Raw genomic sequence first — 25,546 nt, 5'->3', positions numbered from 1 at the left:
GTATTGATTTAAAAGTCGATGTTTAATCCAATGGTATAAGTTTTGGCAGGTGGGGCGGAATAAAAATCCTCACCAACTTGAATATCGCTCAAGGCGTCATTGAAATCTGCCGTAGATTCAGGATCATATCCTATGTAATCGGTAAATGTCAACAAATTGAATCCTGAAAAATAGACGCGTAATCTATCGATATGGAATTTTTGGGTAACGTCTCTTGGAATGGTATAACCCAAGGTGAGATTACGTAAACGGATAAAATCGGTCTCGTCTAAATAACGGGTAGAAGGTTGTTGTCCGTTGGTAGAGAATAGTCTTGCCTGGGGAACATTGGTAATGTCTCCGGGCTGTTGCCATCGGTTCAATTGGTCCGCTGTTTGATTATCAAAAAAACGGGCATTACCAGATTGAAATCTTCCACCGTCATTATAGATGCTTGCACCCCATTCTCCTTGGAAGGTAAAGGAAAAGTCCAAATTTTTATAATTGAGGTTACTGGATAGACCGGCTATCAAATCTGGGTAAGGACTACCTGCTATGACACGCTGCGCCTCATTAAAGTTACTTGTCGTGTTTTTATTTAGGGTGCCATCGGCATTTGGGGTGTTCAGTACAAAAAGGGCATCCCCGTTTTCTGAATTTACCCCCGCATATTCCACCATGTAAAAGGAAGATAAGACCTCTCCTTCCCTTACAATGTTTCTACCTTCGATAATATCCCCACCAGGCAAGCTTGTCACCTCATTATCCAAAGTCGAGATATTGAAAGAGGTGCTCCATCGTAAATTTTCGGTCTGAATGTTCCTGGTGTTCAGGACAAATTCAAGACCTCTATTCCTCAGCTCCCCTACGTTTCTCGTAATGTTCACAAAACCTGTGGTCCCAGGAATTGGCTCATTAAGCAAAAGATCGTTGGTGTTCTTTACGTAATAGTCGATTTCCCCGGATATCCTATTGCTAAAAAAGCCAAAATCCAATCCTACATCAACCTGTGTGGTCCTTTCCCATTTTACATCAGGATTGCCCAACTGGGTAGGTGCCAATGCCGCTCTTTGGTTGTAAGGAGAGCCTTGGAAAAGACTTAGACTTGCAAAATCACCGATTCCAGCGTTACCCGTTACGCCCCAACTACCCCTAAGTTTTAGAAGGGAAAGCGTTTCCGAATCAACTAAAAAATTCTCTTCGGAAACAATCCAACCAACCGAGGCGGCTGGGAAGATACCAAATCGGTTGTCAGCACCGAAACGAGAGGAACCATCGTATCGTAAGCTACCCTTAAACAGGTATTTATTGTCAATGGCCAGACTTGCCCTACCGAAATAGGATAAGAAATTGAAAGCTGTTCTACTAGATCCTCCCGCTACAATTTCCGAGGCACTATTAAGGGTTTCAAGGTCATCCGAAGGAAAACCTTGTGCCTGGATAAATTGCAGCCTTCTTCTGCTCTCCTCAAAACTCATACCGGCAGTAGCCTCGACATCAAATCGCTCCCCAAAGACCTTATTGTAGGAGAAGTAATTGGTCAATACATACCTTTCAGTTTCCACGGTATTCGCGGTTCCAAACCCACCAACCGAAGCAGATTCGGTTAAACTGCCCGAGAAGCGTTCCGCAAGTTGTACACTTAGGTCGTAACCTACTTCCGACCTAAAGTTGAGCTCTGGTAGTATTTGGTATTGCAGATATGTATTTGCAATGACCCTCCACATATTGGTCTCAAAACTGCCATTGAACTGTTCCATTAAGAAGTTAAAGTATTCCGTGGTTTCGTTGTTAGGTGTAACACCATCTTCCAAAAAAGCCGGGGAAACGGGTACCTGGGCAACGGCCTGTAAGGGAGTGGCAAAAGCGTTATCGTTGGATATTCTATTGATCTTGGTTTTTGAAATGGTCATATTGAGACCTGTTTTGAACTTATCGGATATGTCATGATCAAAATTTCCCCTCAAGGAATAGCGTTCTAGAATATTGCCTCGTACAATACCATGGGTCTTGTTATATCCTGACGAAAGAAAAAAACGGGTTTTGGTACCACCACCTGAAATGGATACCCCAAAATCCTCTACGGACCCGTCAATTAAGGCAAGATCTTGCCAATCCGTGTCCACATTGGTCTGTCCGTTGGAGTAAAAATCAAATTGGTCCTGTATTTCTTGTTCCGTAAAACCGTTATTGAGTCCAGCTTCCAAAAAGAGTTCCCTATATTGGGCCGCATTCAGAAAATCGAGTTTATTGGTGGCGGTGCTCCAACCATAGGATGAGTTGATAGATACCTTGGTCTTACCTTCCTTACCCTGTTTCGTGGTTATCAGAACGACACCATTGGTGCCTCGAGCACCGTAAATGGCAGCTGATGAGGCATCCTTTAGAATTTGAATGGACTCAATGTCATTCGGGTTTAACGATACCAATGGGTTTATGGGGGAATCGTTTATGGACTCGTCTTGATTGGTTAGCGGTACGCCATCAATTACGTAAAGGGGCTCCTGGGAAGAAGATATCGTAGCTACACCTCTTACCCTTACTTTAATTCCTCCTTCTACTTTGCCGTTTAGTTGGGTAATACGAACACCGGCGGCTTTTCCCGTAAGGGCACTTTGTAGACTGGGGGTGGGTATTTCGTTTATTTGATCTGAGGATATCGTAGCAATATTATCCGTTATTTTTCTTTTGGATTGCGAACCATAGCCTACCACGATTACTTCTTCCAATTGAGAAGCATCTTCTTCCATCTGAACATCTATGGTATCTGAAGTTCCAACGGTGAATTCAACGGTTTTTTGCCCTAAATAGGAGAATATTAAAATCTGTCCTTCTTCGGCCTGGATGGTGTAATTCCCATCAAAATCGGATTGGGTCCCAGAGGTGGTGCCCTTTACCAAAATATTAACGCCAGGCAGCGGTATGGCATTCTGATCGGTTACATTACCGGTCACTGTTCTTTCTTGTGCGTATGTGTACGAGATTCCTATCAGGAATAGCATAAGCACCGGCTTCAACTGTTTTTTCATACGTAATAGTTTTATTCGGGTTAGTCATGAACAGACTAAGAAATATGAAAAGTAGAGACCTAAATTGCCCAGGAATTCGATGTAAACCTTTGCTCAAATGATGAGATGAAGATTTTGAAAGTATAGTTGCGAATAAGTAATAGTGAATTTAGAGCTACTTTAACATTTTATTAGTCATTCGCCCTCAAAGTAACATGCTCTTATGCTGTTATAAGGAAATTCTTATAAACGTTTACTTTTCCGATAAATGTTTACGCCTAATTTACCTTTCGTAACAATTTTAGGGACATATGTTATATTCTATCTTAAAATGGACAATTTGGGCGGTAGTGTTCAATGGTTTTTTATGCCATTGTAGCAATCATTATTTTGGTAGATAGGTGTCCATATATACCTGATCGATTTTTTTGGAATCGTCTCCCCGGCCGGAAAGAGTAATAGGAGGGGAGAATAAAATGCAGCCCTACTGGTTTTGATGACTAATTCAAATATATTACTCTAAAAATGAGAAAAAAGTAAAATTTTAAGAATATGACCTGCAGAGCTGCTTTTACAAAATCTTGAATTCATGAACATCCAAAATATGACGCCCAACCGGTAATCGAGGAAAGTCTTATAAACGTTTACGTTTCCGATAAAAGTTTACGAATTTTTTACGCCGGGGTATCGACGGAAGTTTTTTGATATTCACTGGGCGTAAGACTGGTGTCTTTTTTAAAGGCCTTGTTAAATGTGACTTTGTTGTTATAACCTACCTCATAGGCAATATCGATAATATTCAGGTTTTTTTTCTGATCACTGTTCAATATATCCTTCGCTTCCCGAATCCGATACTTGTTTACAAGTTCATGAAAATTCATATTAAAGTGTTCATTGATTACCTGTGAGGCGTTATGACGCGTAGTGTCCAATCGTTTTGCTATCATTTCCAGGCTAATATCACTCTCCTTGTATATTTTTTCAATGTCGAACAAACGAATTAGTTTTTCCCTGAGTTCTTTGGATAAACTGTCCGTTAAACCGGATTTTTCATATTTGAAGAACAAGGAATCATTGAATTGATACAAACCACTAAAAACGTTGGGTTGTACATTGGCTGAATAACCTACATACATCACCATGGACGCCATACTGATGACCTGCATATGATAGAGAAATCCGGATGTTATATTATTACCGAGCAAAATCCCATAGGCGGCATAGCAAAAAACATACATGATGTGAATTCTGAATATATTTTTTTGCCATATCTTATTTTCCTTTGTTAAGTTCCGGTTCTGTCTGGTACGCAAATAAATTTTCCGTATAAAAAAGCCATAGATGGCAAGTGAGGACAATTTCAAAACAATTATGGTTATGTCCTGTACGCTACGTCCGCTGGCAATCCTATCCAGCAAAAGTCCTAGTTTTTCCTCGCCGGATAATACATAAATAGGGAGCACATAGACCAAAAATAAAAGTGTAGGTGTTAAATGCAGTAGATCTCTAACTTTGAACTTATATTCTTGGGCAATTCTTTTGAAATAAAAATAGAGTAGGGGCCCATACAAAAAGGAAAAACAGGTGGACATCGCATATGTATGGGGGTATTTATAGTGATTATTGGTGAGGTTCACAAAGATGTGTAAGATGAAAAATGAGTGGATAAAAATAAAGCTGCTAATAAGTATTTTGGCGGCGATTTCAATTTTTTTATTGAAATGTATGATAGCCGCTATATAAAAGCCAATAAGTGCTACATAAAGATAAAGAAACGACCAAAAATTAAATTTTGGGAGGTACTTTTTTACTACCGCCCTGAATGCTTCTGTTTCCCTGACGTTGTCAAAACTGGAATCCGAAAGGATTCCAGGCTTGAAATCCTGTAATAGATATTTTTCAACGTATTTAGCTGCCTCAACATTATTGCCCAGGGCCGCCTGGCTTACCGCGAGTTTCTTGAAAACAGGCGCTTGCTCAACTTCTGGATAGGCCAGTAGTATGTTAAACTCCTTGACCGCTTTGACATAGTTGCGTTCCAAAAACAGACTATCCGCCTTTCTATTTAGTAAGGTAACTATGTCCTCTCCGTCCTGCCCATACGTGATGTCAATTTTATGGGGCACTGAAGCTTTGGTAGAATTGCCTAACAATAGTAAGAATGTAAAGATTATTCCTATAGGCCTCATTTATAAATTGGTGAATTAGCTCAGTTTAAATTAGAAAAATAAAGCTCCATAAGGCCTTAAAATTTTCTTAAAAGAAGTAAGCCCCGATAATAGTTTACTCCAAATGAATTAGAGTACGGGACTATCAAAAAAGAATTTGCGAGAATGAAATATAATAGGGGCTTTAATTGAGAAAATCACAAAAAAAACCGGTGCTCCCACCGGTTTTAAAACTAACTAACTCAAAAAATTACTAACTCAAACAATTCAGTACGAAGTCTTTACGGGCTTTTTTGCGATATTAACAAGTATAGTAAAGCCCTTACTCTTTTACAACGGTTTACCCTAAAATATATTGCCGGCAAAACGAATAAATTTTTGTTAGTCTTGCAAGGCGAACACTCTCCTTAAGATATCGGTGGTTCTGGCGGATACCTTGTTTCGAATCTCTTTTTCCTCAATGGCGATCATGGCATAGACGCCGTTCAATGCCTCGGTGGTAACGTAGTCCGTCAAATCTGGATTTACAGCGTTGGTGAAAGGCAGGTTGTTGTACCTATTGATTAGATTGCTCCATATTTTATCCGCCCCAACCTTTTCAAAAGAACGTTGGATAACCGGGTTGAATTTGGCATAGAGCGACGTTTGCGTTCCATTTTTAAGATACTGGGTCGCTGCATCCTCATCGCCCATTAATATGTTTCTGGCATCTGAAAATGAAATACCTTTAATGGCATCTACAAAAATAGGGTTAGCTTCGCCAACGGCATCTTCTGCTGCCCTGTTCAATATTTTCAGTCCCTCATCCGCCAAATTGCCAAGGCCTATGTCCCGTAAGGTTTTGTCTACCTTTTGCAACTCGCTGGGCAGCAGTATTTTAACCAGTGCATTTTTAAAAAAACCATTTTCAAGGGTAAGTTTAGATACTTGTTTGTCCACTCCCTCATTCAAGGCTTGTCTAAGCCCTTCCGCAATCTGGGCAGTTCCTATACCGGTCTCCCCCTGTGGAAGTTGATCTACGACCTGCTGCAGTTCGGCGCAGGACAATAACTGAAAAAAAATAAAAAAAGAAATAATTTTCTTGGACATAAGCTTTGATTTTTGGGTGCAGAAACACCTTTGTTCAATTATGTACCGATGTTTATGAAAAAATCACGGTTTTGTTATTGTAGACCATAGTCTTTCTCTTTATATGGAGCTGTACTGCACGTGATAGTACAATTTTTTCCAAATCCCGTCCTTTGGCAATAAAATCCTTTATAGTATGTGAATGGGAAACCGCCGTAACATCCTGCTCTATGATAGGTCCGGCATCCAATTCCTCAGTAACGTAGTGGCTTGTGGCACCAATAATTTTCACCCCTCTTCCAAAAGCCGCGTGATACGGTTTGGCACCTGCAAATGCGGGGAGGAAAGAATGGTGTATGTTAATAATACCATTGGGATATTCATTGATGATTTTACTGCTTACTATTTGCATATACCTGGCCAGTACGATGAAATCAACCTTGTGTTGTTTTAAATGTTCCAATTGTTTGGTTTCCGCTTTATCTTTGGTATCCTTGGTAACCGGAATATGATAAAATGGAATTTCAAACTGTTCCGCTATGTAGGTAAGGTCATTATGATTACTTATGATGAAAGGAATTTCAACAAGAAGTTCGCCGGATTTATATCTACTCAAGAGGTCATAAAGGCAATGATTGTATTTGGATACAAACAAGGCCATTTTTGGCTTTACATCGTCCAGGTGATGGGACCATTGCATTTGAAAAGACGATGCCAATTTAGCCTCAAACTCTTTATTAAAACTGTCGATATCTGATAGGTCCTGTTCAAAGTCACTTTCCAATCGCATAAAGAATACATCAGCTTCCTTATCCACATGCTGATCTAAGTATATTATATTTCCACCTTTGTGATGGATAAAAGCGGTAACGGCACTTATAATTCCGGATTGATCTGGACAATGGATAAGAATGGTCGTTTTCATGCTTGGTGTTTTATTGTCTAAAATTAGAACAATAAAAAGTGTGCTACCAAATAAAAGGGAGAGTTTTTCGGAAGAAGTGTTGTGCTGACCGAGGTTTTAGTGCCAGTCGCTTCCTTCATCATTGGAAAGGGATTTTCTCCACTCCTTGAAAGACCGGCGAAAACTGCGTATTTCCTCTCGCAGAAGATTTAGGTATTCCTTTTCCCTTACCCCGTCCTTTTCAAGTCCGGTACAATACGAATTGATGTTTCGTATCATGATGTTGATGTATGTGGCACTTTTCAACCTCTCGGAAAGTGAGCTTGAGGATTCGGCTTGGGCAATTTTTTGTGGAATAAGAATGGTATCGGTCAAGAGGGAATCGGCAATAATGTCCCTAAGGCTGTTGGACTTATACAGCTTCAACAAATCCTTGTTAAAGGATACATAGGAAGCAATTTCTCTACTCATAAGGCAAAGTTCCAAGGCCTTTCTGTAAACAGGTAAGCTTCCAAGGTTCTGATAGGACATTTACTTCTTATACCAGCAATTCGTTACCCTAAAGTTACAAACGTAAAGTATAAGTTTGCTTTGGAATTTAAGGCAATTATTTAATTTTGCTTTTATTACTAATTTTTTTTACCAAGAAACCTTGAATATTAAGATAGACGATTTGAATTGGAAGATACTGGAGCGCCTTCAGAAAAATGCCCGTGAATCCTTTGCCGACATTGGTAGAAAAGTAGGTCTTTCCCCACCTGCTGTTGCCGAGCGTGTCAAAAAGATGGAGGATGCAGGAATCCTAGAAGGTTATAAAGCAGTGGTATCCCATTCCCGATCGGGTTACCAGCTTAAGGCCATCATAACATTGCGCGCATTTATGGGAAAACTGAAGCCGTTCCTGGCCATGGTGGGCTCGCTCAATGAAGTGGTCAACTGTTACCGGATTACCGGGAACGAAAACATTGTAATGGAAGTCGTTTTAAAAGACCAATTCCACTTGGAAAAATTTATCGATAAATTGATTCAATATGGGGAAACCCGTACCCATATTGTCCTTTCCCAAGTAGTTTCCTATGCTCCACTGGAAAAGATTTCCTTTTAAACTGCAATTTCAGGAAATACTTCATTTGAAAAACAATTTTAGATATTTGTCACTTACGTGTATATTCACGTAATTTATTTTAATGGAATTGGATAAATTAAACGAGTATTTCCAAATGGCCGTTGATCAGGCGGTTTTTTATCTTCCTCGAATTATAGCGGCAGGTTTCATTCTTTGGATAGGATTCAAAGTGGCTAGGAAGCTGGTGCAGTTGATTTCCACCGCTTTACAAAGGACAGGCTTTTCGGAGACGTTAAGGCCCTTTCTCTCCTCTACCGCCAGTATTATTCTAAAGGGTGCCGTGTTGTTCATTATTGCTTCTATATTAGGGGCAGATCTTACGGGATTGGTCGCTATTTTGGCGGCAGCGGGATTTGCTGTGGGTATGGCCTTGCAAGGCAGTTTAGGGAATTTTGCCTCTGGTATTTTAATTCTGACCTTGAAACCCTATAAGATAGGAGATTGGATACAAGTGGAGGATAAATTTGGGCGTGTTAAGGAAATAGGTATTTTTAGTACTGATGTTTTAACACCGGGAAACAAGATTTTAATAATCCCAAATTCCAAGATAACCGATTCAGTGGTTACCAATTATTCCGAGAAGGGAATGATCCGTTTGGAATTGGAGGTGACCATGCCCTACGAGGAAAGTTTTCCCAAAGTGAAGGAAATAATCGCTGTGGCATTAAAGGAGGTCCCCAGGATATTGGAAACCCCAAGACCGGAAATAGGAATTCTCAATTTTGATTCGCATAATATTCAGCTAATTGTACGACCCTATGTGCTTCCAGATGACTTTTGGGAAGTGACTTTCGCCGCCAATAAAGCTATAAAAACGGCGTTTAATAAAAGCAACATAGCCGTGGCGTATTCTGAGGGTATAGAAATAGGCCGTATTGGGGAATGATTTGTAGTTGGTATTGATGTGTATTTTCCTTGAAACGAATTTCTACAACAATCAGTATTGGTTTTGGCCGGATTTTTGATAATGTAAATGGTATGAAGCGATTTTTACTGTTCCTGTCTCTTGTTATGGCTTTTGGTTCACATGCACAGCAATTGGCGCTAAAAAAAGGGGCCATTACCGATGGCATTAAGGTCCATGACACCATAGCTGATACTTTTGCCCTATACCTTCCCGCCAATTTTGATGCTTCCAAGAAATGGCCCGTTATTTTTGTTTACGACATGGAAGGTCGGGGAAAACAAGCCTTAAGTATGTTCGCAAGTGCAGCGGAGGAAGAAGATTATATCTTGGCAGCTTCCAATAACATCAGGGATAGCCTATCCATTGCACAGAACATTATGATTTCCACACGAATGTTCAAAAAGGTTTCCTCCATGTTTCCTTTACACAAAAAACGCGTCTATACAGCTGGGTTTTCCAATGGTGCACGTTTTGCCAGCTTGGTGCCTACTTTTGTAAAGAACGTTCAAGGTGTTATTTCTTGTGGAGCCACTGTTGCCAATACCGAGGTTTTGAGCAGTAAAAGACCCTTTCAGTTTATTGGTATCGTTGGAAATTCAGATTTTAATTATCCGGAGATGCTGGCCTTGGAGAAAACCTTGAATAAATTGAGATTCCCTAATCAACTTTTAGTTTTTGAAGGAGAACACCAGTGGCCAAACCATGAATATCTGTCCATGGCGATGGAGTTTCTTACGTTGGCCTCAATGGCAAAAGGGGATATTCCAAACAACAGCGCCTTTATTAAGGAGGTTTATGAAAAGGGTCTAGTAGCGGTCAATAACTGGGTTACTTCTCAGAAACCGTTGATTGCCAATGGGCTTTTGGATGAAATTATTGATGTGTTCAGACCCCATTTAAATATAGATTCTTTAATCAATAACAAAAAGATATTGAAAAGGAGTAAACTTTTCAAAGTCCAGAATAGAGATCAAAACGCTATTTTTTTTAAGGAGATACTTATTAAGGAAGACTATACTTATTATTTGGAAGAAGATGTCCTTACCTACAATTACAACAACCTCGGGTGGTGGAATTATCAAATGGATGAACTGAAAAAGTTAGATAAGAGTGCAAAAGTATTTGAGCGTCAAATGGGGAAACGTTTAAGAGGTTATGTCAATGCACTCATAGAAGATAATATCGATATTATTAGGGCGGAGAGCAATGTAGACCAGGAAGCCCTGATTTTTTTATGGATGTTAAAGACCATTACAGACCCTTATGACTTTTCCTACTATCTGAAAATAATTTCGGAAAGCTCAAAAATGGAAGATTATGGAACGGCATTATTTTATTTGGAGGAACTCTTGAAGAAAGGTTATCAAAACAAAAAAGAACTTTATAATTTGCAAAATACGGCCTTGTTGCGAATAACACCACAGTTTAATGATATTGTAGAGAAATATTTAAAGGAGGCGAGATATGATATTATTGACGAATAAAACTTGGAACTTTCTCTAAATCCCAATCTATCACCAAACCCTTGGCGATGGACTTTGCTATTTCCTTACCATACAACAACTCACATAGATATAACGCAGCCTCAAAGCTTTTGGCACCTCCGGCGGACGTTATATACTTGCCGTCATGAACAAATAAAACTTCTTCCTCCACCTTAAGATTTGGAAACATTTCCCTATAAAGACCAATATCGCTTGGGAAAGTGGTAGAGGACACACGGTTCAGAAGTCCGGCCTTGGCCAACACAAAGGCACCATCGCAATGAGAGGTCATAAATAGGGCATTCCGATCTACGCGTTTTACGAAATTCAACATAATTGTATCCCTCAAATCACTGTCCAGATGGTGTTCAGCGCTGGGTACCACCAAAATGTCAATTTTGGGAATTGAATCCCTGGTGTAATCCATGTCTGGTAAAATCCGTACCCCTTCAAAAGTGGTTATGGGTTCTAAGGTATTTGCAACGGTAAAGGTATTCATTGCCTTTATGCCTTTCCGATATTGGGTATGCTGAAAAATATCAAAGGGTGCGGTAAATTCGGTGTTGTAGGTACCCTCCATAATCAAAAAAGCGACATTATATCTGTCCGCATCAAACCTTAATACCTTCCGTCCGGGTTCGATTCGCTGCGTTTTTGAAGTTTGGGCCTCATTGCATGAACCAAGTATCAATGTCAAAACCAATAGGCCATATATTTTTATCATGAACTTAATTTATGGCAATGTACAACGGTTGGCTTAAAGAACGAATTCTTAAAATTGTATTTTTGGGCAAACTTTCATCCGAAATGCGATTCCATGTCCTTATTCTGATTTGTTTTTTTCTTGGTTGCAAACAAGGAAAAAGATACCATGATCTATCCCAAAAGGACCTAAAAGAGGTTCCAGTTAATGCAATGCAGGGTATTTTAAATTTTCAAAGTGAACTGAATGAAGAGTTTAAGGACCCGGAAGTGTCTCCTTTACCGGATAGGTATCGCAAGAATTTTGAGAGTTTGGATTTTTTTGCGCCGGATACCAACTTCATTGCATATGCCCAATTGATTCGTACCCCGGATGCCGTCCCTTTCATGATGCCTACCACCACGGATAGGAAATCAAAGGAGGTAGTTTACGGCATTGCCCATTTTACATTGAAAGGAAAAAAGCATCGGTTGGAGGTCTATCAAAATCCGGAATTGATGCTTCAGGAAGGTTATGAAGATTATCTCTTTTTACCTTTTACCGATAATACCAACGGGGAAGAGACGTATACAGGTGGACGTTATATCGATTTGCGTATTCCCAAAGGGGATACTATAGTCATTGACTTCAATAGGGCCTACAATCCCTATTGCGCATATAACAAAAAGTATTCATGTCCGATCGTGCCAAGTATCAATTCCTTGGATGCTAAGATTTTGGCAGGGGTTAGGGCATTTGAACCAAATCCCAAATAAAAGAACCCCGACATTGCTGCCGGGGCCTTCGATTGCTCGAAATATATAAATAAATCAACCAATTAAGTGATTAAAATTGATAGATAGCTGCTAGTACAAAAGAAGACAGGCTGCTTATAGGTTCTCCGTCCGAGTCCAAAAATGGCTCTTCGGATGCGCTGTCCAAACGTAGTTCTGGCTTAAGGATTAAGTCGCCTATGGTGGCACTACCTGTTAATGTGACTGCAAAAACACTAGCATCCCCATCGGCATCATTTGCACCGATCGCACCAAAGAAGTCGGTCTCCATAAAATACTCCCCTCTTAGCCCAATAGTAAAGTTTTCGGAAGTTGCCAATTGAGGATAAAGAGCTACACCGGCAAAATCTCCGATTCCGTCATCCTCATCACCACTAAAATAGGCGGCGTTTATACCCAAGAAGAAGTCGTCGGAAAGATTAAACCCTCCTGTGTAATCTACCTCAAAAGAACCATTGTCTATAAGTAAGTTGAGATATTGGTCGCTATAGCCCAATTGCACACCATAAGCATACTGACCCACCGGATTAAATTCCGTCAAGTCGGTCGGGTTCATTATGGCCAACATTAAACTAAAATCATCGGACAATGCAAAATCGGCTTTTAACCCCGTATGGCTAAAAGGCCCGTAAGAGAATAAATAAGAGGTGCTGTAATTAAAGTTTGCTGAAGGCGAAATTACTTCATAGCCTAAAAAGGTGTTGAAGTTACCAAAGGTCAATGTCACTGATTCACTAACGTTCCAGTAAGCATATAATTGGTTGACGATATCTCCCGTAGCTGAATACATTGGAGAGGCAAAAACGGCATCCGTACCCCGTGGTCCAAAGACCAAATCAGCCACAAAACCTACTTTTTCTCCTTCATAAGAGGCAATTACGTTGGCCATACCTAAGGCAAAACCGGGTAAATTTGCAAATGAACTACCTGGGGCCGAGTAATTTTCCCCTGAGTTTGCAGAGTTGAGATTGGCTCTGTAATAGGCATCCACCGTTCCACTAAAGGAGAATTTCTTTTCTTCTTCGTCATCCTCCTGGGCAAAAGATACTACTCCAACAAGCATAATGGCCAAAAGAACTATATTTTTTACGAAATTTGTATTTGTAATCGTTTTCATAAGTTTAGATTTTAAACATCCCATAGGGATTTTATATTTGATGATGATTTAAACTTTTTGAAGAAGGTTTTAGTAACGGAGCGTTCTGCCAAACGCTCCGTTTCCTTCTCATTTTAATTAGTCATTTGTAAAATCGGGATAAGCGTCCATTCCATGTTCGTGAATATCCAAGCCCTCTACTTCTTCTTCTTTGGATACCCTCAGACCCATAATGGCTTTTAGTGCACCCAGAATAATTAGGGAAGTCACCACACAGAATGCTCCAATGATAAGTACACCGTACAATTGGGTCATAAATTGACCACCCCCGGCCATAGACCCAAAGATACCTACGGCCAATGTTCCCCAGATACCGCAGATTAAGTGAACGGTAACTGCACCTACAGGGTCGTCCAACTTTAGTTTATCGATGAGGGCTACACCGCCCACGATGATAAGGCCGGCGATAAAACCGATAACCACCGCTTCGTTGGGGGACATAAGGTCTGCTCCTGCGGTTATACCTACCAATCCGCCAAGTATTCCATTAAGGAACATAGTCAAGTCCAAATTTTTATAGAGAACCGTAGAAAGGAAAAATGCACCCACTCCACCGGCCGCTGCGGCCAAACATGTGGTAACTAAGACCAAGGAAGTTAATTCCGGGTCTGCTGAAAGCACGGACCCTCCATTAAATCCGAACCAACCTAACCACAGAATAAGAACACCGGCAGTAGCCATAGGTATACTATGGCCAGGAATGGCCTTGGGTTTTCCGTCATCCCCAAATTTACCTATTCTAGCACCTAATAGGGCTATAGCTACTAATGCGGCCCATCCTCCAACAGAATGTACCAATGTAGACCCTGCAAAGTCATAGAAACCCCAGGAATCCAAGAAACCACCACCCCATTTCCATGCTCCAACTATTGGATAAACCAATCCGACATAGATTACGGTAAAAATCATAAAAGAACCGATTTTGATACGTTCGGCAACGGCTCCTGATACTATTGTAGCCGCTGTGGCCGCGAACATCCCCTGGAAGAGGAAATCAGTCCACCAAGTATATCCTCCATCCGCATAGTCCGGAGTCATGCCACCTTCAGGAGCCCCTATTCCAAAACCTGCGAATTTTAGAAAACCTGAATCCCCATCCTCAAAACCGGGATACATTAAATTGAAACCCCATGCGTAGTAAAGCAAAAGGCCCACTGTAATAATGAAAATATTCTTGAAAAGAATATTAATCGTATTCTTTTGTCGGGTCAAGCCAATCTCCAGAAAGGCAAAACCCGTATGCATGAAAAATACCAAGGCCGTAGCCAACATCATCCATACATTATTTGCTGTAAATAATCCTGCGTCCATTTTATAATTCGTTTAGTTAGTTTTTAGTTTAGTTTATTCCCGCCTGTCCATTTTCCTTGGTGCGTATCCTGTAGGCCTCTATGACCTCGGAGACAAATATTTTACCGTCCCCTACATTACCTGTATAGGCCGATTCCAAGATGGCGTTCACCGTTCGTTCCAAAAACTCATCCGATACCACTATAGATAGGTACCTTCTCTGTATATCAGTGGTACTATAGGAAATACCTCGATATACATGTCCTTGTTTTTCATTTCCAACCCCAGTTACGTCCCAGTAACTAAAGAAGTTGACCTCTATTTGATGTAATGCATCCTTGACATCATCAAATTTGGATTTTCTGATAATTGCTTCGACTTGTTTCATTGTTGATTTAATTATTTATACTGCCAAATATATTGTTAAAAAAATCATAACCCCAAAAAAAGAGGGGGTATACTGCTAATTTTTATGAGTATATTAATTTAACCCCATATATTTTATGGGTATGTTCTAAATAATAGCTTAAAAATGAAAATTTGAATTGGTAAACCCTAGGTGGTCTGAGGTTTTTTGAAATAAATTTTAAAAAAGTGAGATATTTTTAATAAATCCTCAAAGAATAGCTTAAAATCAAGTAAAATGTTGAATAACGATAATGGAATTGATGTTTTGTTATATTTATAACAATTTGACCGACCACAATCCCAAAGCGATGGCAACGATACCGAAAACGATGCTGGATAAGGTGTATAACAGGAAGTATAGGAGTTCTCCTGAACTGAGAAGAGAGTGTTTTTCAAAGGCGAAAGCGGAGAATGTGGTGAAACCACCGCAGAAACCTGTGGCCAACACCAATATTTGATTTTGTGTAAGATAATTGCCTTTAAAAGATAGGCCTAAAACAATACCTATAAGTAAACAACCTATGATATTGACCAAGAAAGTCCCTAAAAAAAAGTACTGAAAATAATTGTTGAATATTCGTGAGATAACGAATCTGAGCATGCTCCCAATACCACCTCCCAGAAAAACAAGAAGAAGTTGTTTCATACCCAAAGGTAAAAAACTAAACGGCTTTCTTATACTTGGAGGAGAGCGAATTTATGGGATAAATTTCTGAAGCAGCGGAAGTCTTGGCATTACGTTTCGATTTTTTCATTCCTTTATTAAAAGTACCAAGACTAAAAATCATCATTAATGCATTTACTCCGATTAAGACAAACAATATGGTGAAAAAAGTCGTCATTTAAAATTGCCCGCTTTTGAATGTTATCATTGAGTTACATTATGGCTAACGCAAAATTACTTCATTTGTTGTTTTAAACGAAGAAAATGGACAAAATGTTGTCAGAAGATACCTTTTTTGTAACTATACCAATTTTCAGAGCTAATTTTTAAGAAAGAACTTGATACAAAAAAGAATTATTATGAATACTGCGAAACCAATTGCCACCCACTGCACTCCCTTGTAATTCTTGAGATGTAACTTTTTATCCTTTTTGTATGATTTAATAATGAGAATGGTGAATAAAATGATGAAAAGTAACGCAAAAATCACTTGCCCAGTGCTGAACATATGCCGTATTTTTATGCAAATCTAACCTAAAAAGTATAAGAATGAAAAGCAAAATCGGTGCGGTAGAACAATTCCATAAGTCATTTGGTCTGGGAGTTTCCCAGACCATGAAAGCCAATTTGGGTGTAGAAAAGAACCTGCTCAGGTTTAATCTTATGGACGAGGAAAACCGGGAATATTTGGAAGCTGCCAATGAGGGTAATTTAGCCGAGGTGGCCGATGCCTTGGGCGATATGCTCTATATTCTTTGCGGCACCATTTTGGAACACGGTATGCAGCACAAAATAGAAGAGGTATTTGAGGAAATACAACGCAGTAACATGAGTAAACTCGGAGCCGATGGGAAACCAATTTATCGCGAAGATGGCAAAGTACTCAAGGGCCCCAACTACTTTAAACCTGATATTCAAGGGGTTTTGGACAGTTAACCTAGAACTGAAGGACTTCTAAAAACACCTATCTCCGGTTTTCTAAAGTAATCTATGGTGTACTTAAGTTTTGTAACCTATACCTTAAAACGCCATCCAAAAGAATCCTCGGAACGATTGTATTGAATATTTGTAATATGTTTTTTGAATTTTGAAGCATAGCTCTCCTCTAGTTCGGGAAGATCGTAATCCACGCCGCGATAACCAAAGGTGGCGATAGGCGAGACAACGGCAGCCGTGCCGGCACCGAACATCTCTTTTAAGGTTCCGTTTTTGGCAGCCTCCACTACTTCTTTGACCGCAAGTTTTCGAACCTCCGCAGGAATACCTTCGCGTTGGGCTATTTCTAAAATGCTCTTTCGAGTAATTCCATCCAATATGCGGTCACTGATCGGTCCGGTAATCAGGGTATCATTAATGCGGACAAAAATATTCATGGCCCCGGCCTCTTCGATATATTCATGCGTATTGTCGTCGGTCCAGATGACTTGTTGGTATCCTTTTTCTACGGCAAGCTGCGTCGGATAAAATTGCCCGGCATAATTTCCACCAGCCTTGGCAAAGCCAACACCTCCATTGGCGGCCCTTGAATAGGTTTCCTCTATAAGCACCTTCACCTTTCCCGACGTGAAGTAAGCACCCGAAGGTGCCGTGGCAATGATAAACTTGTATTCATCTGCCGGGGAGGCATGAAAGCCTTGGCCAGAGGCAAAAATGAACGGACGGATATATAAGGAACTACCTTCCGACTGTGGGATCCAATCCTTGTCCAACTGTAAAAGGGCCTTTAAACCATCCATGAAGTACTCTTTGGGGAGTTCCGGCATTGCCATACGCTTTGAGGAAATGTTCAGACGTTTGTAATTATCCTCAGGCCGAAATAGCCATATACTGTTGTCCTTATCCTTGTATGCTTTCATTCCCTCAAAAATGGATTGTCCGTAATGAAAGATTTTAGCGGAAGGATCCAGGCTTATGGGTTGGTAGGGCATAATTTTTGGTGCTTCCCAAGCGCCATTTCTATAATCACAGACCAGCATATGGTCGGAGAATACACTTCCAAAGGGAAGATTGTCAAAATCTACCGAGGTAATTCTAGAGTTTTTGGTTTTCTCTATCACAATTTTCTGGGCCGTACCAATCATTTTGATAAAACTTTAAACTATAAAATTAGTGATTTCTCTGTATCAGGTCTTCTTTTTTCGTCCAAAATTGATCTTCTTTGTAGAAGCAAATCAATTTTTATTAGAAATGAAAGGATTTAACATTTTAGTCGCTTTTTTGATGCTATATGGGGTAGGTTATTCGCAAAATGCCCAAGAAGTTATGGAAAAGAGCAACGGAGAGGATCAAAAGCAACTTGTATTTGGAAGTGAAATAGTAGCGAATGGAGCAATTTCCGATAAAGAAATGGATATCAGATACCAGACTTTGTCGCACACGGATTCCTTGGAGACCAAATTTAGGGCAACGGTCACAGATGTTTGTAAGGTAAAAGGATGTTGGATGAAGCTTCGACTTAGGGAAAATAGCGAAACTATGGTTCGTTTTAAGGATTACGGTTTTTTTGTCCCAAAAGATATTATCGGAAAGGAAGTTGTGGTGAGTGGAACTGCATTTGTTGAGGAAATAAGTGTGGCCGATCAAAAACATTTTGCAAGGGATGGCGGGAAATCGGAAAAGCAAATCGAAAGCATATCGGAACCTCTAAAAGCTTATGGTTTTGAGGCTGTCGGGGTTTTGTTAAAAGATTGATTTAAAGGAAACCCTACTATGGAATTTCTTATTTCAAAGAGGGCTATTCCTCTCATCTTCATAATGTCGGTACTTTAGTATTGTGGCCAACAGAATGAAAAGAAAGATTGTTACCACAGCGGATGGTTCGACTACCATTTACCTTGAGGGCTGGGATGAGCACTACCATTCCAAGCATGGTGCCATCCAAGAGGCTTACCATGTATTCATAAAAAACGGACTTTCACTTTTTAATAGAGGGCCAATCTCCATTTTGGAAATGGGTTATGGTACTGCCCTCAACGCCTTGATTACTTTTATGGAAGCGGAAAAAGCTGGTGTAAACGTTCACTATACAGGGGTGGAGGCCCATCCGATTTTGCCTGAGGAACTGGAGCAGTTAAACTATATTACGGAATTGAAGGCAGAGAAATTGCTAAGCGTTTTTGAAAAAATGCACAAATGCCCATGGGAAAGGGATTACGGGATTTCAAACAACTTTGTATTACATAAGAAACAGATTCACTTTTTGGACATAGATAGCCAGGCTTTGTTCGATCTAGTGTATTTTGATGCTTTTGGTGCAAGGGTGCAACCCGAGCTTTGGACCGAGGCCATGTTTAAAAAAATGTTCAGGTCTCTGAAAAAAGATGGTATATTGGTCACTTACGCAGCCAAAGGCAGTGTGCGTAGGGCCATGCAGTCGGTTGGGTTTCTTGTGGAACGCCTGCCGGGTCCTCCTGGAAAACGTGAAATGCTCAGGGCCAGAAAACCTTGAGGTGCCTTGTTCAAAGGGAAGTGCCGGTTTGCCATAGCCTGCCAATTAGTGATATAGCGTTAAACAACACTGTTAAACCTTAATTAAATCTGCGCAAATAACCTAATAAATCAATTAATTTTGTACCATGAGAGTATTGATATCAGGAGCTACTGGATTGATTGGTCGCGAAATTGTGGACCTCTGCCACTCCCAAAATATTTCAGTAAACTACTTGACCACAAGTAAGGACAAAATTATCACCAAGGATAATTACAAGGGGTTTTACTGGAACCCAAACTTGGGGGAAATCGATATGGAAAGCCTTCATGAGGTGGATGCCATTATAAATTTGGCCGGATCTAGTATTTCCAAAAGATGGACATCTAGTTACAAAAAGGAAATTCTTACCAGTAGAATAAATACGGTAAGGACCTTGAGCGATGCTTTGCGGAAAATCAATACGGATCATATCACTTCCTTCGTCTCGGCATCCGCCATCGGTATTTATCCCACTTCCTTGACCGGTTATTATTCTGAGCATGAAAAAGAAGTAGACCCAAGCTTTTTAGGCGAAGTTGTTGCCTCTTGGGAAAAAGAAATAGATGTATTAACCTCGTTTGACTTTCCTGTGGCCAAAATTCGAATCGGTTTGGTAATGGCCCAGGAAGGGGGAGCCTTGCCCGAGATGGCCAGGCCCATTAAGAATTACGTCGGAACTGGATTTGGTTCTGGAGAGCAATGGCAATCATGGATACACATACGCGATTTGGCACGGATTTTCCTGTTCGCGGTGGAAAATAAACTACAGGGCATATACAATGGTGTGGGACCCAATCCGGTAACGAATAACAAGCTTATAAAGGAAATTGCCAAAGTTTTGAATCGTCCCTTACTCCTACCAAATATCCCAAAATTTGTTATGAAAGCTGTCCTGGGGGAGATGTCCTACATTTTATTTGCAAGTCAACGTGTTAGCTCCAAAAAGATAGAGAAGGAAGGTTTTGTCTTTCATCATAAGAATATTTGTAAAACCTTGGAACATATCTATATCAAAGGGAATGAGACAAAGTCTCTGGACAAACTTTTTCAAAAAGAGTTTCTTTCTTAACCCAACTTAAACAGTTTTCTTTTTTTGTGAATCCGCTTCTAGCGGATTTTTTTATAAAGTTTGATGACATTTTGACATTTTTAAAGAAATGGCAGTACTTTTGCCACCTGAAAAATTATTGATTAAAAAGTCCAAAATCATATGAGCAAGAAAGTTAAGGCAGAGGAAATGGAGGAAGCCGTTTCTCAAGAAAATATATCTACGGAAGAAAATGGCGAGAATCAAAAAGAAAATTCCGGTAAAAGCACACTCACCGAGGAAGAAGAACTTCGGGAAGATTTAGCGAAGGAAAAAGATAAATTTCTGCGCCTTTTTGCGGAGTTTGAAAACTACAAAAAGAGGACTTCAAAAGAAAGGATGGACCTATTTAAGACGGCAGGGCAAGAAGTTATCGTTTCACTTTTACCGGTTATCGATGATTTTGACAGGGCCCTAAAGGAATTGGCCAAATCTGACGATACAGAAATGTTTAAAGGTGTTGAACTGATAAGTACAAAATTACGGGAGACCTTAAAATCCAAGGGCTTGGAAGAAGTAGTCGTGAAACAAGGCGACGCATTTGATGCCGAAGTACATGATGCCATTACCCAGATTGCTGCACCCAACAAGAAATTAAAGGGCAAAATAATCGATATAATCGAAAAAGGGTATAAGTTGGGAGATAGGATAATCCGTCATCCTAAAGTGGTGTATGGAAATTAAAAGCTAAGTATGAAGGAAGACTATTATGATATACTGGGGGTAAATAAAGATGCTACGGGCGCCGAAATTAAAAAGGCGTATCGTAAAAAGGCATTGGAATACCATCCTGATAAAAACCCTGGGGATTCAAAAGCCGAGGAAATGTTTAAGAAATCTGCCGAGGCGTATGAAGTCCTTAGTAATCCTGATAAAAAAGCGAGATACGACCGATTTGGGCATGCAGCCTTTGAGGGTGGAGGTGGCTTTGGCGGCGGCGGGATGAATATGGAGGATATCTTCAGCCAATTCGGGGATATTTTTGGTAGTGCTTTTGGAGGAGGTAGTTTTGGTGGTTTTGGCGGTTTCGGAGGAGGTCAACGAAGGGTAAAAGGGAGTAACCTAAGAATACGGGTAAAACTTACCTTGGAAGAAGTTGCCCACGGCGTTGAAAAAAAAGTAAAAGTTCGAAGAAAGGTCCAAGCCAAGGGGGTAACCTACAAGACATGTGGAACTTGCAACGGTACTGGCCAAGTTACCAAGATTACCAATACCATATTGGGTCGGATGCAAACTGCTGCCACATGTACGACCTGTGGCGGTAGTGGTCAGATTCTGGATAAGCGCCCCAGCGACGCCGACTCACAAGGGTTAAAGGTGGCCGAAGAAACGGTATCTATCAAGATTCCGGCCGGAGTAGAGGAAGGTATGCAGTTAAAGGTATCTGGAAAAGGGAACGAAGCTCCTGGTAACGGAGTTCCCGGCGATTTGTTGGTTGCCATAGAGACCGAAGATCACAGTACGTTAAAGCGGGAAGGGGATAATCTTCACTATGATCTCTACATTAGTATTTCAGAAGCTGTTTTAGGAACTTCCAAGGAGATTGATGCCGTAGGTGGCAAAGTGAGGATAAAGCTGGAACCCGGAATTCAATCGGGAAAGATATTGCGGTTACGCGGTAAAGGGATTTCCAGTATCAATGGATATGGAAGTGGTGATCTTTTGGTCCATGTGAATGTTTGGACGCCAAAAGAGCTTACCAAGGAGCAAAGGGAGTTCTTTGAACGTATGCAGGGAAACGACAATTTTGAGCCAAAACCTGAAAAGTCGGACAAATCTTTTTTCGAGAAAGTTAAAGATATGTTCTCTTAGCCAAATAATATTTGGGTTTTAAATAAAAAACGTATATTTGATTTGATATTGGGAAACCAATATTAATTTTCTTTTTCATAGCAATTTTTTTCCCATCCTTAATTTCTTTAAGGGTGGGTTTTGTTTTTTCTAGAGGTTTTATCCCAAAAGTGCCTGTTCTTTTTTTGGAGGCGCTCCAATCGGCAAGCCGAAAATACCCGAAACATTGGTTCTTGCGGATATATTATGAGAAGTTCGGGATTTCAAGGACAAATGCGTTTTGTTCTTGCATTGCATAGAAAATACCGGAAAACAGAAACACTTTTTAAAGCAATTCTATATCTTTGGCAAAATTGCTTGCATGAACAACATTTTGGTTACTAAGGAGGTTACCAAACGATTTGGAGAGCATACAGCACTGAACAAAGTATCCCTAGAAATTCCCAAAAATAGCATATACGGACTGTTAGGCCCTAATGGAGCGGGGAAGACCACCCTAATACGAATTATAAATCAGATAACTTTTCCGGACCAGGGTACGGTATTTTTTGATGGTGAACCCCTGAATTCCCATCATATTGCACAAATAGGATACTTGCCGGAAGAAAGAGGTCTCTACAAGAGTATGAAGGTCGGTGAGCAGGCCCTTTATTTGGCACAATTGAAGGGACTTGGTAAATCGGAGGCCAAAAAACGTTTAAAGTTTTGGTTTGAACGACTGGAAATAGAAGGATGGTGGCATAAAAAGGTGCAGGAACTTTCTAAGGGAATGGCTCAAAAAATACAGTTCATCGTAACAGTACTCCACAAACCTAAACTTTTAATTTTTGATGAGCCCTTTAGCGGTTTTGATCCCATTAATGCCAATATCATTAAGGATGAAATATTGCAACTTAGGGAAAATGGAACCTCCATAATATTTTCTACCCATAGAATGGAGTCCGTTGAGGAGTTGTGTGAATATATTGCGCTGTTGCACAATTCCGAGAAAGTATTGGACGGAAAATTATCGGAGATTAAAAAAGAATATCGGAATAATATATTTGATGTTTGTTTGGACGTCAAAGATGGCGATTCCCTATTAATGGAGTTGGAAGAAAAATTTGAATTACACTCATCCAGCCATAACCGGGAAGAAGGTCAGTTGGAATTTACCGTAGAACTGTCTTTTGCCGATTCCAAGGAAATATTGGCCTACCTCTCCAATAGGGCCAATATTGTTCGTTTTATTGAAACCGTACCCTCTGCGAATGATATTTTTATAAAAACCGTACAAAGTAAAGAGGTTCATGAATAAACTACCTTTAATTATAAAAAGGGAATATTTGGCCAAAGTACGTAACAAGTCCTTTGTAATAATGACTTTTTTAAGCCCCATTTTAATGGTAGGTATGGTGGTTTTAATTGCCTATCTCACGAAAATAAATGACAATGAAAAGAGAATAATCGGGGTATTGAATGAAAGCGATTTCTTTTCCAACGAATTTCTGACCACGGAGACTACATCCTACGTTAATTTTAAGGATTTAACCTTGCGGTCCGCAAAAGATTCCACCGTGAGATTAGGATATTACGGGTTGCTCCACATACCCAGGGCAGCCAGTCTTGAGCAAGTTTCGGCGAACGCTTTTTTTTACAGTAAAGAAGCCCCTAGCTCCACTGTTCTGGAGCGGTTGGAGGGTGTCTTTCAAAATCGTCTTTTCCAACAAAGGCTGCAAAATTTAGGGGTTTCCGCCGAGGAGTTTGCAAAGGTGGATGATCGTTTTGAAATCAAGACAGCCACATTTTCAGGTCAACTGAACCTCAAGGGAATCAACGAGGTGAAAGCTTTTATTGGGGGCGGATTTGGTTATCTCATTATGATGTTCATAATTATCTATGGAGGTTTTGTTATGCGGAGTGTCATAGAGGAAAAAACCAGTAGGATTATTGAAGTCATCATTTCCTCCGTTAAGCCTTTTCAATTAATGATGGGTAAGATAATAGGTACCTCCCTTGCGGGCATTACACAATTTGCCATTTGGATTTTATCGGCATCATTGCTACTGTTTTTGGTCCTATTATTCTTTGGAGTGGACCTGGCGGTACTGAAAAACACGCCTCATCTGGCACCGGGAATGGCACAATCCATGTCACCCATGGACGAGGACATGCGATTGTACGCTATGGAGTTCGTTCAAATACCGTGGTTTATGCTTATTACATTTTTTATCCTGTATTTTATTTTGGGATATTTAATATATAGTTCCATTTATGCTGCCATAGGAGCGGCCGTAGATAACGAAACCGATACCCAACAATTTATTTTTCCAATTATTTTACCCTTAATGCTTGCCATTTACGTTGGCTTCTTTTCAGTATTCAGCAACCCTCATGGTCCCATAGCAATTGGCTTTTCCTTGTTTCCCCTTACATCGCCCATAGTAATGTTGATGCGCCTGCCGGGGGGTATAGGGGCAGGAGGGGTGCCCGTTTGGCAGCTTATCACTTCCATCGTATTACTGGTCGGGACATTTATTGGAATCGTCTGGTTGGCAGCGAAGATTTACAAAGTAGGGATTTTAATGTACGGTAAAAAACCCAGTTATAAGGAGTTGTACAAGTGGCTAAAGTATTGATGATGGTTCAGGAAGAGGCGAATAAAGTAGAAGAGATTATCAAAGAAGATATCTGGGGCAATCTTAAGGAATTTTTAGATCTAGGACTTCATATTGGCCAAGGTGACAAACGTATCGATATTACAATTGGTATCCTCCTGCTATTAACCGTTGCCTTTTTGGTCACCAGCTTTATTCTCAAATGGCTGCGCCAACTCTTCACACGAAAAATGGACTCTGATGACAAGCTCAAGTTCATCAGCATTTTTAAATTCATCAAGTATGTGGTTTATGTAGCCGTAATCTTGATTACGATGAGTGCTGCCGGTATAGATGTTACCATACTGATCACGGCATCCGCAGCATTGTTCGTTGGTCTTGGACTTGCGTTACAAGAGCTTTTTCAAGATGTCATAGCCGGTATCTTCATTATTTTGGACAAATCTGTGCATGTAGGCGATATTGTTGAGGTAGATGGAAAGGTAGGCAAGGTTTTCGAAATTAAGTTGAGGACCACTAGGGCCATCACTCGTGATGATAAAGTGATTATTATTCCCAATCATAAGTTTATAAGTGATATTATTCATAATTACACCCAAAATCACAATACCACACGCGAAAGGGTAAGCATTGGGGTGGCCTATGGAAGCGATGTTGATTTGGTAACACGTGTTTTGGAAGAAGTGGCCCACACCCAAAGAGGTGTGCTCAAAGACCCAAAACCGTTTGTTCTATTTGAGGATTTTGGCGATTCGGCATTGTTGTTCTCCATTAATTTTTTCACGAATGACAGTTTTGGAGATCCGAAAATAAAAAGCGAAATGCGCTACAGGATAGATGCGGGGTTTAGGGAAAACAATATCACAATTCCATTTCCACAAAGGGATGTTCACATATTCCAAGATCGGCCTTTTCAATACGATCAAATGAAAAAATCCAAAGGAGAGAATGGGGATTAGGTTCG

25 protein-coding genes are annotated in these 25,546 nt (G+C 40.2%); 13 read left to right on the top strand and 12 right to left on the bottom strand.

The features are described from left to right. Positions 1–8 precede the first annotated feature (8 nt). The 5 genes from Q0993_RS07625 to Q0993_RS07605 form a co-directional block, all read right to left on the bottom strand. The gene (locus Q0993_RS07625) at positions 9–3,008 is read right to left on the bottom strand and encodes a TonB-dependent receptor (protein ID WP_299531447.1); all 3,000 of its coding nucleotides are present in this window, start codon (positions 3,006–3,008) and stop codon (positions 9–11) included. A gap of 653 nt (positions 3,009–3,661) precedes the next feature. Next, positions 3,662–5,113, bottom strand: a complete 1,452-nt coding sequence (locus Q0993_RS07620; RefSeq protein WP_299531445.1) for an AraC family transcriptional regulator — start codon at positions 5,111–5,113, stop codon at positions 3,662–3,664. Between the two features lie 423 nt (positions 5,114–5,536). Then, a complete protein-coding gene (locus tag Q0993_RS07615; protein ID WP_299531443.1) occupies positions 5,537–6,244 on the bottom strand; it encodes a DUF4197 domain-containing protein in 708 nt (235 codons plus the stop codon). 52 nt (positions 6,245–6,296) lie between these two features. Further along, on the bottom strand, positions 6,297–7,148 hold the full coding sequence (gene purU / locus Q0993_RS07610; RefSeq protein ID WP_299531441.1) for a formyltetrahydrofolate deformylase: 852 nt from the start codon (positions 7,146–7,148) through the stop codon (positions 6,297–6,299). Between the two features lie 96 nt (positions 7,149–7,244). Next, positions 7,245–7,598 (bottom strand): hypothetical protein, encoded by a 354-nt coding sequence (locus tag Q0993_RS07605; protein WP_367279590.1) that lies wholly within the window; start codon positions 7,596–7,598, stop codon positions 7,245–7,247. 181 nt (positions 7,599–7,779) lie between these two features. Here Q0993_RS07605 and Q0993_RS07600 point away from each other — a divergent pair, with 181 nt between their 5' ends. The 3 genes from Q0993_RS07600 to Q0993_RS07590 all read left to right on the top strand — a co-directional run bounded on the left by Q0993_RS07600 (position 7,780) and on the right by Q0993_RS07590 (position 10,644). Continuing rightward, the gene (locus Q0993_RS07600) at positions 7,780–8,232 is read left to right on the top strand and encodes an Lrp/AsnC family transcriptional regulator (protein WP_299531437.1); all 453 of its coding nucleotides are present in this window, start codon (positions 7,780–7,782) and stop codon (positions 8,230–8,232) included. Between the two features lie 82 nt (positions 8,233–8,314). Beyond that, positions 8,315–9,139, top strand: a complete 825-nt coding sequence (locus Q0993_RS07595) for a mechanosensitive ion channel family protein (RefSeq protein WP_299531435.1) — start codon at positions 8,315–8,317, stop codon at positions 9,137–9,139. 92 nt (positions 9,140–9,231) lie between these two features. Further along, complete coding sequence (locus Q0993_RS07590; RefSeq protein ID WP_299531433.1) at positions 9,232–10,644, top strand: alpha/beta hydrolase; 1,413 nt, start codon at positions 9,232–9,234, stop codon at positions 10,642–10,644. Here Q0993_RS07590 and Q0993_RS07585 read toward each other — a convergent pair. Next, positions 10,631–11,368 carry a DJ-1/PfpI family protein gene (locus Q0993_RS07585; RefSeq protein WP_299531431.1) on the bottom strand — a complete coding sequence of 246 codons (738 nt, stop codon included), beginning with the start codon at positions 11,366–11,368 and terminating at the stop codon, positions 10,631–10,633. The genes Q0993_RS07590 and Q0993_RS07585 overlap by 14 nt on opposite strands. A gap of 62 nt (positions 11,369–11,430) precedes the next feature. Between Q0993_RS07585 and Q0993_RS07580 the strand changes: the two genes are divergently transcribed. Further along, the gene (locus tag Q0993_RS07580; RefSeq protein ID WP_367279589.1) at positions 11,431–12,102 is read left to right on the top strand and encodes a DUF1684 domain-containing protein; all 672 of its coding nucleotides are present in this window, start codon (positions 11,431–11,433) and stop codon (positions 12,100–12,102) included. A gap of 70 nt (positions 12,103–12,172) precedes the next feature. On the opposite strand, the gene Q0993_RS07575 is transcribed toward Q0993_RS07580, so the two are convergent. From Q0993_RS07575 to Q0993_RS07555, 5 genes are all read right to left on the bottom strand, one after another. Continuing rightward, a complete protein-coding gene (locus Q0993_RS07575; protein ID WP_299531429.1) occupies positions 12,173–13,237 on the bottom strand; it encodes a porin in 1,065 nt (354 codons plus the stop codon). Between the two features lie 117 nt (positions 13,238–13,354). Then, positions 13,355–14,587 (bottom strand): ammonium transporter, encoded by a 1,233-nt coding sequence (locus Q0993_RS07570; protein WP_299531427.1) that lies wholly within the window; start codon positions 14,585–14,587, stop codon positions 13,355–13,357. Positions 14,588–14,615: 28 nt separating this feature from the next. Then, positions 14,616–14,954, bottom strand: a complete 339-nt coding sequence (locus Q0993_RS07565) for a P-II family nitrogen regulator (protein WP_299531423.1) — start codon at positions 14,952–14,954, stop codon at positions 14,616–14,618. 294 nt (positions 14,955–15,248) lie between these two features. Next, complete coding sequence (gene crcB / locus Q0993_RS07560) at positions 15,249–15,620, bottom strand: fluoride efflux transporter CrcB (RefSeq protein ID WP_299531420.1); 372 nt, start codon at positions 15,618–15,620, stop codon at positions 15,249–15,251. A 16-nt stretch (positions 15,621–15,636) separates the two neighbouring features. After that, positions 15,637–15,816, bottom strand: a complete 180-nt coding sequence (locus Q0993_RS07555) for a hypothetical protein (protein WP_299531418.1) — start codon at positions 15,814–15,816, stop codon at positions 15,637–15,639. Positions 15,817–16,187: 371 nt separating this feature from the next. Here Q0993_RS07555 and Q0993_RS07545 point away from each other — a divergent pair, with 371 nt between their 5' ends. Then, positions 16,188–16,574, top strand: a complete 387-nt coding sequence (locus tag Q0993_RS07545; protein WP_299531414.1) for a nucleoside triphosphate pyrophosphohydrolase family protein — start codon at positions 16,188–16,190, stop codon at positions 16,572–16,574. Between the two features lie 77 nt (positions 16,575–16,651). On the opposite strand, the gene Q0993_RS07540 is transcribed toward Q0993_RS07545, so the two are convergent. Then, entirely contained in the window at positions 16,652–17,719 is a 1,068-nt protein-coding gene (locus tag Q0993_RS07540) for a branched-chain amino acid aminotransferase (protein WP_299531411.1), read from the bottom strand. 106 nt (positions 17,720–17,825) lie between these two features. On the opposite strand from Q0993_RS07540, the gene Q0993_RS07535 reads away from it, so the two are divergent. The 8 genes from Q0993_RS07535 to Q0993_RS07500 all read left to right on the top strand — a co-directional run bounded on the left by Q0993_RS07535 (position 17,826) and on the right by Q0993_RS07500 (position 25,541). After that, a complete protein-coding gene (locus tag Q0993_RS07535) occupies positions 17,826–18,329 on the top strand; it encodes a DUF4920 domain-containing protein (RefSeq protein ID WP_299531409.1) in 504 nt (167 codons plus the stop codon). A 94-nt stretch (positions 18,330–18,423) separates the two neighbouring features. Beyond that, a complete protein-coding gene (mnmD, locus tag Q0993_RS07530) occupies positions 18,424–19,086 on the top strand; it encodes a tRNA (5-methylaminomethyl-2-thiouridine)(34)-methyltransferase MnmD (RefSeq protein ID WP_299531407.1) in 663 nt (220 codons plus the stop codon). A 127-nt stretch (positions 19,087–19,213) separates the two neighbouring features. Then, complete coding sequence (locus Q0993_RS07525) at positions 19,214–20,176, top strand: TIGR01777 family oxidoreductase (RefSeq protein WP_299531404.1); 963 nt, start codon at positions 19,214–19,216, stop codon at positions 20,174–20,176. Between the two features lie 141 nt (positions 20,177–20,317). Beyond that, positions 20,318–20,878, top strand: a complete 561-nt coding sequence (locus Q0993_RS07520; RefSeq protein WP_299531402.1) for a nucleotide exchange factor GrpE — start codon at positions 20,318–20,320, stop codon at positions 20,876–20,878. Between the two features lie 9 nt (positions 20,879–20,887). Next, entirely contained in the window at positions 20,888–22,006 is a 1,119-nt protein-coding gene (gene dnaJ, locus Q0993_RS07515; RefSeq protein WP_299531399.1) for a molecular chaperone DnaJ, read from the top strand. Positions 22,007–22,346: 340 nt separating this feature from the next. Continuing rightward, the gene (locus Q0993_RS07510) at positions 22,347–23,282 is read left to right on the top strand and encodes an ABC transporter ATP-binding protein (RefSeq protein WP_299531396.1); all 936 of its coding nucleotides are present in this window, start codon (positions 22,347–22,349) and stop codon (positions 23,280–23,282) included. Then, positions 23,275–24,603, top strand: a complete 1,329-nt coding sequence (locus tag Q0993_RS07505; RefSeq protein ID WP_299531394.1) for an ABC transporter permease — start codon at positions 23,275–23,277, stop codon at positions 24,601–24,603. The genes Q0993_RS07510 and Q0993_RS07505 overlap by 8 nt, the downstream gene beginning before the upstream one ends. Positions 24,604–24,605: 2 nt before the next feature. Then, positions 24,606–25,541 carry a mechanosensitive ion channel domain-containing protein gene (locus Q0993_RS07500; RefSeq protein ID WP_299532813.1) on the top strand — a complete coding sequence of 312 codons (936 nt, stop codon included), beginning with the start codon at positions 24,606–24,608 and terminating at the stop codon, positions 25,539–25,541. Positions 25,542–25,546 lie beyond the last annotated feature (5 nt).

Source organism: Ulvibacterium sp., from assembly GCF_028285715.1.
Taxonomy (GTDB): Bacteria; Bacteroidota; Bacteroidia; order Flavobacteriales; family Flavobacteriaceae; genus Ulvibacterium.
This window is presented reverse-complemented; position numbering and strand designations above follow the sequence as displayed.

What these genes read in the sequence shown, in the direction of transcription:
- Q0993_RS07535 (WP_299531409.1), top strand. Translation starts at nt 17,826, where the DNA reads ATGAAAGGATTTAACATTTTAGTCGCTTTTTTGATGCTATATGGGGTA.
- Q0993_RS07570 (WP_299531427.1), bottom strand. Translation starts at nt 14,587, where the DNA reads ATGGACGCAGGATTATTTACAGCAAATAATGTATGGATGATGTTGGCT.
- Q0993_RS07595 (WP_299531435.1), top strand. Translation starts at nt 8,315, where the DNA reads ATGGAATTGGATAAATTAAACGAGTATTTCCAAATGGCCGTTGATCAG.
- Q0993_RS07565 (WP_299531423.1), bottom strand. Translation starts at nt 14,954, where the DNA reads ATGAAACAAGTCGAAGCAATTATCAGAAAATCCAAATTTGATGATGTC.
- Q0993_RS07555 (WP_299531418.1), bottom strand. Translation starts at nt 15,816, where the DNA reads ATGACGACTTTTTTCACCATATTGTTTGTCTTAATCGGAGTAAATGCA.
- Q0993_RS07590 (WP_299531433.1), top strand. Translation starts at nt 9,232, where the DNA reads ATGAAGCGATTTTTACTGTTCCTGTCTCTTGTTATGGCTTTTGGTTCA.
- mnmD (WP_299531407.1), top strand. Translation starts at nt 18,424, where the DNA reads ATGAAAAGAAAGATTGTTACCACAGCGGATGGTTCGACTACCATTTAC.
- purU (WP_299531441.1), bottom strand. Translation starts at nt 7,148, where the DNA reads ATGAAAACGACCATTCTTATCCATTGTCCAGATCAATCCGGAATTATA.
- Q0993_RS07505 (WP_299531394.1), top strand. Translation starts at nt 23,275, where the DNA reads ATGAATAAACTACCTTTAATTATAAAAAGGGAATATTTGGCCAAAGTA.
- Q0993_RS07575 (WP_299531429.1), bottom strand. Translation starts at nt 13,237, where the DNA reads ATGAAAACGATTACAAATACAAATTTCGTAAAAAATATAGTTCTTTTG.
- Q0993_RS07525 (WP_299531404.1), top strand. Translation starts at nt 19,214, where the DNA reads ATGAGAGTATTGATATCAGGAGCTACTGGATTGATTGGTCGCGAAATT.
- Q0993_RS07500 (WP_299532813.1), top strand. Translation starts at nt 24,606, where the DNA reads ATGGTTCAGGAAGAGGCGAATAAAGTAGAAGAGATTATCAAAGAAGAT.
- crcB (WP_299531420.1), bottom strand. Translation starts at nt 15,620, where the DNA reads ATGAAACAACTTCTTCTTGTTTTTCTGGGAGGTGGTATTGGGAGCATG.
- Q0993_RS07625 (WP_299531447.1), bottom strand. Translation starts at nt 3,008, where the DNA reads ATGAAAAAACAGTTGAAGCCGGTGCTTATGCTATTCCTGATAGGAATC.
- Q0993_RS07605 (WP_367279590.1), bottom strand. Translation starts at nt 7,598, where the DNA reads ATGAGTAGAGAAATTGCTTCCTATGTATCCTTTAACAAGGATTTGTTG.
- Q0993_RS07585 (WP_299531431.1), bottom strand. Translation starts at nt 11,368, where the DNA reads ATGATAAAAATATATGGCCTATTGGTTTTGACATTGATACTTGGTTCA.
- dnaJ (WP_299531399.1), top strand. Translation starts at nt 20,888, where the DNA reads ATGAAGGAAGACTATTATGATATACTGGGGGTAAATAAAGATGCTACG.
- Q0993_RS07545 (WP_299531414.1), top strand. Translation starts at nt 16,188, where the DNA reads ATGAAAAGCAAAATCGGTGCGGTAGAACAATTCCATAAGTCATTTGGT.
- Q0993_RS07540 (WP_299531411.1), bottom strand. Translation starts at nt 17,719, where the DNA reads ATGATTGGTACGGCCCAGAAAATTGTGATAGAGAAAACCAAAAACTCT.
- Q0993_RS07615 (WP_299531443.1), bottom strand. Translation starts at nt 6,244, where the DNA reads ATGTCCAAGAAAATTATTTCTTTTTTTATTTTTTTTCAGTTATTGTCC.
- Q0993_RS07510 (WP_299531396.1), top strand. Translation starts at nt 22,347, where the DNA reads ATGAACAACATTTTGGTTACTAAGGAGGTTACCAAACGATTTGGAGAG.
- Q0993_RS07520 (WP_299531402.1), top strand. Translation starts at nt 20,318, where the DNA reads ATGAGCAAGAAAGTTAAGGCAGAGGAAATGGAGGAAGCCGTTTCTCAA.